Source organism: Burkholderia sp. HMSC10F09 (assembly GCF_001806955.1).
Taxonomy (GTDB): Bacteria; Pseudomonadota; Gammaproteobacteria; order Burkholderiales; family Burkholderiaceae; genus Burkholderia; species Burkholderia multivorans.
In genome coordinates, this window is the sequence record NZ_KV786935.1 from 65,126 (window position 1) to 74,317 (window position 9,192).

9 protein-coding genes are annotated in these 9,192 nt (G+C 66.5%); 8 read left to right on the forward strand and 1 reads right to left on the reverse strand.

What is annotated here, in order from left to right:
- Positions 1 to 397: transporter substrate-binding domain-containing protein (locus HMPREF3115_RS32955; RefSeq protein ID WP_256276455.1), on the forward strand; the 397-nt coding region annotated here is incomplete at its 5' end.
- A gap of 229 nt (positions 398 to 626) precedes the next feature.
- Complete coding sequence (locus tag HMPREF3115_RS27955; protein WP_006397295.1) at positions 627 to 1,742, forward strand: succinylglutamate desuccinylase/aspartoacylase family protein; 1,116 nt, start codon at positions 627 to 629, stop codon at positions 1,740 to 1,742.
- 127 nt (positions 1,743 to 1,869) lie between these two features.
- On the opposite strand, the gene HMPREF3115_RS27960 is transcribed toward HMPREF3115_RS27955, so the two are convergent.
- Positions 1,870 to 2,676: a MetQ/NlpA family ABC transporter substrate-binding protein gene (locus tag HMPREF3115_RS27960; RefSeq protein ID WP_070557005.1), complete on the reverse strand. Its 807-nt coding sequence runs from the start codon at positions 2,674 to 2,676 to the stop codon at positions 1,870 to 1,872.
- Positions 2,677 to 3,009: 333 nt separating this feature from the next.
- On the opposite strand from HMPREF3115_RS27960, the gene HMPREF3115_RS27965 reads away from it, so the two are divergent.
- From HMPREF3115_RS27965 to HMPREF3115_RS27990, 6 genes are all read left to right on the forward strand, one after another.
- Entirely contained in the window at positions 3,010 to 4,176 is a 1,167-nt protein-coding gene (locus HMPREF3115_RS27965; RefSeq protein WP_035945680.1) for a porin, read from the forward strand.
- Between the two features lie 210 nt (positions 4,177 to 4,386).
- On the forward strand, positions 4,387 to 4,647 hold the full coding sequence (locus HMPREF3115_RS27970) for a DUF2866 domain-containing protein (RefSeq protein WP_012216319.1): 261 nt from the start codon (positions 4,387 to 4,389) through the stop codon (positions 4,645 to 4,647).
- A gap of 147 nt (positions 4,648 to 4,794) precedes the next feature.
- Positions 4,795 to 5,181 carry a DUF6232 family protein gene (locus tag HMPREF3115_RS27975; protein WP_006397299.1) on the forward strand — a complete coding sequence of 129 codons (387 nt, stop codon included), beginning with the start codon at positions 4,795 to 4,797 and terminating at the stop codon, positions 5,179 to 5,181.
- 107 nt (positions 5,182 to 5,288) lie between these two features.
- Entirely contained in the window at positions 5,289 to 5,516 is a 228-nt protein-coding gene (locus HMPREF3115_RS27980; protein WP_053298167.1) for a hypothetical protein, read from the forward strand.
- 240 nt (positions 5,517 to 5,756) lie between these two features.
- Positions 5,757 to 8,024, forward strand: coding sequence for a TonB-dependent hemoglobin/transferrin/lactoferrin family receptor (locus HMPREF3115_RS27985; RefSeq protein ID WP_070557007.1), 2,268 nt, complete (start codon positions 5,757 to 5,759; stop codon positions 8,022 to 8,024).
- A 47-nt stretch (positions 8,025 to 8,071) separates the two neighbouring features.
- Complete coding sequence (locus HMPREF3115_RS27990; protein WP_070557015.1) at positions 8,072 to 9,154, forward strand: hemin-degrading factor; 1,083 nt, start codon at positions 8,072 to 8,074, stop codon at positions 9,152 to 9,154.
- The last annotated feature ends 38 nt before the right edge of the window (positions 9,155 to 9,192 follow it).

The window sequence follows — 9,192 nt, forward strand, 5'->3', positions numbered from 1 at the left end:
ATCGCTGAAGGGCAAGTCGATCGGCGTCGAGCAGGGCACGATCCAGGAAACCTACGCGAAGACGTACTGGGCGCCGAAGGGCGTGAAGGTCGTCCCGTACCAGAACCAGGACCAGGTGTACGCCGACCTGATCGCGGGCCGCCTCGACGGCGCGCTGCAGGACGCGGTGCAGGCCGAGATCGGCTTCCTGAAGACGCCGCGCGGCGCGAGCTTCGACTTCGCGGGCAAGGATCTCGACGATCCGAAGACGCTCGGCGAAGGCGCGGGCATCGGCCTGCGCAAGGAAGACACCGACCTGAAGGCGAAGATCGACGCGGCCATCGCGGCGATGCGCAAGGACGGCACGTACGACAAGATCGCGAAGAAGTACTTCGACTTCGACGTGTACGGCAAGTAAGCGCGCGCGCCGCATCCGCGCAGACGGGCTCCGCAAGGGGCCCGTTTTTTTTGCGCGCGCGGCTGCGCACGGCGCCGCGCGTCCCGCTATTTTTTTTCGCGTCAACCCGCTGATTTGCAAAGGGAAAACGGCTGTTCCGGAACCGGTTTGATGGCTTCGACGAAGGCAACGTACAATCGACCTTCCACGCACACCGGACCATTCGCGGCTGCGCCGCGCTCCCGTCACCATGCAAACGCAGACCCATCCGCTGATTTCCCCCGCCGTCGGCACCGAACGTCAGATCACGAGCTTCCATTACGGCCCGCGCGGCGGCAAGAAGGTCTACATCCAGTCGTCGCTGCACGCGGACGAACTGCCCGGCATGCTGGTCGCCGTGCTGCTGCGCCGCAAGATCGCGGCGCTCGAAGCGGCCGGCAAGCTGCGCGGCGAGATCGTCATCGTGCCCGTGCCGAACCCGATCGGCCTGTCGCAGCATGTGTTCGGCGATCATCTGGGCCGCTTCGAGCTCGGCTCGATGCAGAACTTCAACCGCAATTTCCACGATCTCGCCGCGCTCGTGCTGCCGCGCATCGAAGGCCGCCTCACGCACGACGCGCAGCGCAACGTCGAAGCGGTGCGCGCGGCGATGCGCGAAGCGCTCGACGAACAGAAGCCGCGCACCGAGCTCGAATCGCAGCGTCTCGCGCTGCAGAAGCTGTCGTACGACGCCGACATCGTGCTCGACCTGCACTGCGACAACGACGCGGTAATGCACCTGTATACGAACCCCGATCTCTGGGAAGACGTCGAGCCGCTCGCGCGCTATCTCGACGCGCAGGCGTCGCTGCTCGCGCTGAACTCGGTCGGCAATCCGTTCGACGAGATTCACAGCTTCTGCTGGTCCGATCTGCGCAGCCGTTTCGGCGAGCGCTTCCCGATTCCGAACGGTGCGATCTCGGTCACGGTCGAACTGCGCAGCGAGCGCGACGTGTCGTACGAGCTCGCGGAAAAGGACGCGCAAGCGATCGTCGAATACCTGACCGAACGCGGGATCGTCGAGGGCACGCCGGCGCCGCTGCCGCCGCTCGCGCATCCGGCCACGCCGCTCGCTGGCACCGATCCGCTCGTTGCGCCGGTGTCGGGTGTGCTGGTGTTCCGCACGCCGGTCGGCGTATGGATCGAGGCCGGCCAGGAAGTCGCGGATATCGTCGATCCGCTCACCGATCGCGTCGTCACGCTGAAGAGCAGCGTGTCGGGCGTGCTCTATGCGCGTCAGGTCGTGCGCTTCGCGACGGCCGGGATGGAAGTCGCGCGCATCGCCGGCGCAACGCCGATCCGCACGGGGTCGCTGCTGTCCGCATAAGCGCCGCCGCACGCGCGCCGCGCCGCGGCCTGTATCACAGCGAAATCGCCCGCTTGCGCGGGCGATGTATTTGAGGCGGATGCGAGAGCCGGGCGGCAGCGCGCCGTGCGCGCACCGCACGCGCCGCTCAGAACGCCGGCACGATCGCGCCGCCGAATTTCTGCTCGATGAACTTGCGCACGTCGCCCGATTCGTACGCGGCGACGAGCTTCTTCACCCACGGCTTGTTCCGGTCCTGCTCGCGCACCGCGATCAGGTTCGCATACGGCCCGCGCAGGTCCTCGATCGCAATCGCGTCCTTCACGGGCGTGAGCCCCGCCTTCACCGCGTAGTCGGTATTGATCGAGGCCGCGTCGAGATCGGGCAGCGCGCGCGGCAGTTGCGCGGCGTCGAGTTCGACGATGCGGATCTTCTTCGGATTCTCGGCCACGTCGAGCGGCGTCGCGTTGACGCCGTTCGTGCCGACGCCCGGTTTCAGCTTGATGACGCCGTATTTCTGCAGCAACAGCAGCGCGCGGTTGCCGTTCGACGGATCGTTCTGGATCCCGACCTTCGCGCCCGCCGGCAAATCCTTCAGCGACCTGTATTTCTTCGAATAGAAACCCATCGGCGCCGTATAGGTCAGCCCGACGTTGACGATCTTGTAGCCGCGCTGCTTGATCTGGCTGTCGAGAAACGGCTGATGCTGGAAGCCGTTCGCATCGAGATCGCCGGCGTCGAGCGCGGCGTTCGGCTGCACGTAATCGTTGAACTCGATGATCTTGATCGCGAGCCCTTCGCGTGCGGCGACCTTGGTCACCTCGCTCCAGATCTGCGCATCGGGGCCGCTCATCGTGCCGATCTTCAGCGTCTGCGGATCGGCGTGCGCGCCGGGCGCCGCGAAAGCCAGCGCCGCGCCGAGGGCGGCGAAGCCGGTCAGGATCGAACGTCGCATGGTTCCTCTTGCCGTGTCGTTGTTGGAACGCGCATCGTCGCACGGGGCCGGAACGCGACCAACCAAGCTTATTTCATGTGCATTTTCCGCAGCGCGATCAAAGTTCAGGCGAATTCGATATAACGGGCGGCCGCGACGCCGGGCAGAATTCAGCTCCTGTTTCGGGCCGGAACAGGGGCCGGATGTCGCATCGGCACCACACATTCTTCATATGACAGAGGCTGTCACATTCATTACGTGGCACGTCGATAAAGTCGCCGTCGGTCCGTGAAAGCGCCCGCAGAGAGCGCCGGAACCGCAACTGGACACGCATTTATTCGCTCGGAGAATCCTTTGAACAAGAAACTGTTGACCACCGCCATCCTGGCAGCCACCGCCGGTGTGGCGCACGCGCAAAGCAGCGTCACGCTGTACGGCGTGATCGACGCCGGTATCAGCTACGTGAACCACAGCAAGAACGCTACCGGCGGTAGCAGCAAGCTGTTCAAGTACGACGACGGCGTTGCGCAAGGCAGCCGTTGGGGCCTGCGCGGCACCGAAGACCTCGGCGGCGGCCTGAAGGCGATCTTCGTGCTCGAAAACGGCTTCAACAGCGGCACGGGCGCACTCGGCCAAGGTGGCGCGCTGTTCGGCCGTCAAGCCTATGTCGGCCTGAGCCAGTCGCAGTACGGCACGCTGACGTTCGGTCGTCAGTACTCGTTCTCGACCGACGTGCTCGGTTCGAACTACTCGACGGGCGGCAACACGGTCGCAGGCAACTATGCTTACCACGTCAACGACGTCGACCAGCTCACGTCGAGCCGCATCAACAACGCGGTGAAGTTCCAGAGCGCGAACTACGCCGGCTTCACGTTCGGCGCCTTGTACGGCTTCTCGAACTCGACCGACTTCGCAGGCGCACCGGGCACGGGCACCACGAACAGCGGCGGTTCGTCGCGCGCATACAGCTTTGGCCTGAACTACGCGAACGGTCCGTTCTCGCTCGGTGCGGCCTACACGGACATCCGCTATCCGAGCCAGTCGACGACGCCGTCGGGCGGCTCGAACTTCAACACGGCGCTCGCGAACATCAGCACGGGTAACGTCCGCGACCTGCGCACGTACGGCGTCGGCGGCCGCTACGTATGGGGCCCGGCAACGGCATGGCTGCTGTGGACGCGTACGCAGTTCTCGACCGTTTCGGGTGCAGGCGGCACGTTCTACAACGCATATGAAGGCGGCCTGAAGTACGCGATCACGCCGGCCCTGTCGGCAGCAGCCGGCTACACGTACACGAACGCAACGCAAAACGGCGCATCGGCGCACTGGAACCAGGGCAACCTCGCGCTCGACTACGCACTCAGCAAGCGTACGGACGTGTACGGTCTCGTGATCTACCAGAAGGCGTCGGGCAACAACGTACAGGCGCAGATCGGTTCGAGCACGAGCTACTTCAACACGTCGGGCAACGGTTCGTCGAACCAGATCGCCGCACGCGTCGGTATCCGTCACAAGTTCTAAAGCATCCGCTCAACCTGCGGATCACGACGGCAGAAGCGCCCCGCTCCACGCGGGGCGCTTTTTTATGGGCTTTTAAGTTTCGCTTAATTCTGGGCTGAGACGATGCACTCACCCCCCCTGTTGGCCGCCTGAGCATCGGCGGCATTTTTTTTGCGAACCCGGCGGCGCCGCCACCGGATACCCATAACAAGACAGGATCGGAGGCCCGTGATGATCGAAGATACCGTTTTCAGCCATCTGCACACGATTCTGACCCGCGAGCACTCGTTACCCGTCCAGAGCTGTCGCGTGTCCGTCGAAATGCAGCGCCCGTGGGGGCGCCCGTATCGGCTCGTCGAATGGACGATGCATCTCGATGCACCCGCGCGACGGCAGATCGTGCCGGCCGAATCGACCGACGCGGAAATTGCCGAAGTCGTCGCGTCGCACGTGCCCGGCCGGCTGTACGGCGACGGCCGCCTGCAGTTCTAATCGCCGCTTCCCGCGTTCCTCCGGCGCCCGCAGCGGCGCCGCGCGTGCCATGCGACGGCCGCTGTGCCCGGCGCGTGCGGCACTCCGTCCCTTTGGGTCCGGCGACGAAGTCTGCTACGCTGCGCGTTTTCGTCCACGCAACACACGATGGAAAACCCTTTCAACGAACGCGGCGTGACCATCACGCGCAACGGGCTGTCGTCCGGCGGCCAGGTCTTCGCGCTGCGTGACATCGGCGACGTCGACGTCGTCAAGGTCCCGAAAAACCGGCTCGTGCCATCGCTGATCTCGCTGATCGGCGTCGTCACCGCGATCGCGGGCGGCGTCGCGTCATCGAGCGCGGCACTCGTGGTCGGCGTGATGCTCGTCGTCGTCGGCTATCTCGCCTGGACGACGCAGGACGTCACGTATCGGCTGATGGTCCAGATGCCCGACGGCAAGCGCGAAGCGCTGTCGAGCGTCGACGCCGAGTTTGTCGAGCGCGTCGCGCAGGCGGTACGCGCCGCACGCACGACCACCGCCGCCGCCGGCTGATTCGCCGCGCACGAAGCGCCTTCCCCGTTCGCGATCGCGGCGCGCCGCGTGTCGACCGCCTAGTATGGTAAGTGCGGCCCGCCGCCGCATCGTCCGAGGAGGTCGGCATGAACGCTCAATCGTTGTCCGGCATGCTCCGCGCGCAGGAGTTGCTGCTCGTCTCGATGGTTCGCACGCTTCCCGTCGATGCCCGCGGCGCGCTCGTCGAGCTCTTTACCGAACAGATCGCGTTCGCCGAACAGGCGGGGCTCGAAAGCCGCGCCGAGCGCGACGTTCACGATGCGTTCGTCGCGCATGCGCGCAATCTGCTGATTCGCCTCGAATCGCTCGCCTAGCGCCGCGTCACGGCGCCCGTCTCCCGAATTGATCGCGCGCCACCGTGGCGCGCCGCTGGCGGCTGCGCGCCCGCGCGCATCCCGTTCGCTTCCTTGTATCGATAATAATTCTCATTTACACTTCAGGCATTCGTCAGCTTCCTTTCAATTTGCCGTGCGCCGCATCGCGCGCATGGGCCAGCCAGGTGAACGCGTCGCCCAGCCAGCCTTCGGGCTTGTTTCAACCATGGGAGACCACCTGTGCATCGCTCTACGCTGGCGCGCCAGCCGATCTTTGCCGCGCTCATCGGCGCGGTCGGATTGTCCGCCGCCACGGCTCACGCCGATTCTTCGCCGTCCCACGCCGCCGCCTCGTCCGTCATGGCCGATGCGGCAGCCGCACGCGCCGGCAGCGCGCTGCTGGACCCGGTCACCGTCACGGCGACGCGCACCGCGACGGCCGCGAGCCGCACCGCCGCTTCCGTCTCGGTGATCGACGCGGACGACCTCGACGAACAGCAGGCCACCAACATCAAGGACGCCTTGCGCTACGAACCCGGCATCACGGTGCGGCGCACCGCGTATCGTCCCGGCAGCGCGGCACTCGGCGGCGGCCGCGACGGCGATTCGAGCATCAACATTCGCGGCCTCGAAGGCAATCGCGTGATGCTGATGGAAGACGGCATCCGCCTGCCGAACGCATTCTCGTTCGGCCCGCTCGAGGCGGGCCGCGGCGACTACACCGATCTCGATACGCTCAAGCGCATCGAGATCGTGCGCGGGCCGGCGTCGGCGCTGTACGGCAGCGACGGACTGACCGGCGCCGTCAACTTCATCACGAAGGATCCGCAGGATCTGCTGTCGATCTACCGCAAGCCCATCTACTTCTCGTTCCGGCCAAGCTACGACTCGACCGACCGCAGCATCGGCGCGACCGTGTCGGCCGCCGGCGGCAACGATCGCATCCAGGGGATGATCATCGCCGACGGCCGCCGCGGCCACGAAATCGACACGCGCGGCAGCAATAACGCGGCAGGCACGCTGCGCACGACGTCGAACCCGCAGCACGTGTACAGCGAATCGCTGCTCGGCAAGCTCGTGCTGACGCCCACCGCGCGCGACACGATCAGGCTGACCGCCGAAACCGTGCAGCGGCGCGTCGGGACCGACGTGCTGTCCGCGATCGTCGCGCCCGCGACGCTCGGCCTCACGACGAGCGACCGGCTCGAACGCAACCGCTTCAGCGCCGATTACGCCTTTCGCGACGACGCCTCGCGCTGGCTGCAGAACGCGCACGTGCAGTTCTACTACCAGGAAGCGACGCAGGACCAGTACGCGTTCGAAACGCGCGGCACGCTGCCGTCGCGCTCGCGCGACAACCGCTATCGCGAACGCACGTTCGGCGGCTCCGCGTTCGCCGAAAGCGGGTTCTCGACCGGCCCGCTTGCGCACAAGCTGCTGGGCGGCGTCGACGGCAGCCTGTCGCGGATCACGAACCTGCGCGACGGCACGGTGCCCGGCGTCGGCGAGACGTTTCCGAACAAGGCCTTCCCCGACACCGACTACACGCTGTTTGGCGCGTTCGTGCAGGATCAGATCGGCTACGGCCGCCTGCTCGTCACGCCGGGGCTGCGCTTCGATACGTATCGCTTGAAGCCGGCCGGCAACGATCCGCTGTTCACCGGCCGCGCGGTGTCGACGCACGCGAACGAGCTGTCGCCGCGCGTCGCGGTGCTGTACGAGATCGCGCCCGCGCTGATTCCCTATCTGCAGTACGCACACGGATTCCGCGCGCCGACGCCCGATCAGGTCAACAGCAGCTTCTCGAACCCCGTGTACGGCTATACCTCGATCGGCAATCCGAACCTGAAGCCCGAGACCAGCGACACGTTCGAAGCCGGGCTGCGCGGCCGGGCCGGCACCGGCTACGGCACGATTCGCTACAGCGCGGCCGCGTTCACCGGCCGCTACCGCAACTTCATCGCGCGCACGACGATCGCCGGCAGCGGCCGGCCGACCGATCCGTTCGTGTTCCAGTACGTGAACTTCGCCGATGCGCGCGTTCACGGCATCGAAGGCCGCGCAGACTGGGCGATGCCGAACGGCATCACGCTGCGCACCGAGCTCGCGCTGACGCGCGGCTCGACACAAAACAATGGCGCCGCCAGCCAGCCGCTCAACACCGTGAATCCGTTTTCCGCCGTGTTCGGCGTGCGCTACGAACCGACCGAACGCTGGTTCGTGCAGACCGATCTGCTGTTCCAGGCCGCGAAGCGCGACAAGGACATCGACCGGTCCGACTGTTCGAAGCGCGCGTGCTTCGCGCCGCCTTCGTCGTTCGTCGTCGACCTGCGCGGCGGCTATCGCTTCAACAAGCACGTGAGCGCGACGGTCGGCATCCGGAACCTGTTCGACCGCAAGTACTGGAACTGGTCCGACGTGCGCGGCATCGCCGCCGATTCGCCGGTGCTCGACGCCTATACGTCGCCCGGCCGTACCGTCGCAGTCAGCATGAAGGTCGATTTCTGATGCGCGCCGGCTGCACGCGCGTCCCACCGTCCGTCAAGGAGTCCGACATGACGCAATCCCCCGTTTCCGCGCCCTCCGTGCGCACGTCCACCTCGCTGCGCGACGCATTCGTGAAGCTCAAGCGCGAGCGCCGGCTGCGCAACCGCGACGTCGCGCAGGCGCTCGGCGTCAGCGAAGGCGAAGCGCTCGCCGCATTCGTCGGCGAGCACGTGGTGCGGCTCGATGCGCGCTTTCCCGAGCTGTTCGAGGAAATGCCGCGTCTCGGCCGCGTGATGGCGCTCACGCGCAACGACGCGGCCGTGCACGAGAAGGACGGCGCGTACGCGCAGATGAGCCACGACGGCCCCGTCGGTCTCGCACTCGGCGACATCGATCTGCGCATCTTCTATCGGCAGTGGGCGTCCGCGTTCGCGGTGCGCGACGACACGCCGCACGGCCCGCTGAAGAGTCTGCAGTTCTTCGACGCGCAGGGCCATGCGATCCACAAGGTCTATCTGCGCGCGCACAGCGATCACGCCGAATACGATGCGTTCGTCGCGCGCTGGCGCGCGGCCTCGCAGCAACCGGGCCTCGACGTCGCGCCGGCCGCGCCGAAAAAACCCGAGCGTGCGGACAGCGCGATCGACGTCGCCGGCTTTCGCGCCGCGTGGGATGCCATGACGGACACGCACCAGTTCTTCGGCATCACGCAGCGTTTCGGCGTGAGCCGCCTGCAGGCGTTGCGTCTTGCCGATCCGCAGCATGCGTATCCGCTCGATGCCGCACGCGCGTTGCGTCACGTGCTCGAACGCGCGGCGCAGAGCGGCCAGCCGATCATGGTGTTCGTCGGCAACGCGGGGATGATCCAGATCCATACGGGGCCCATCGCGAACGTGCGCGAAGTCGGCGCATGGATCAACGTGCTCGATCCGGGCTTCAACCTGCACGTGCGCGAGGACATGATCGCGACCGCGTGGGTCGTAAAGAAGCCGACGAGCGACGGCATCGTCACCTCGGTCGAACTGTTCGACCGCAACGGCGAGCACGTCGCGCTGCTGTTCGGCGAACGCAAGCCGGGGCAGCCGGAGCGCGACGACTGGCGCGCGCTCGTCGCGTCGCTCGCGCCCGCCGCGCGCGGGGACGCACGATGAGCGCCCGCACGTTCGATCCGCGCCGCCGCGCGGTGCTG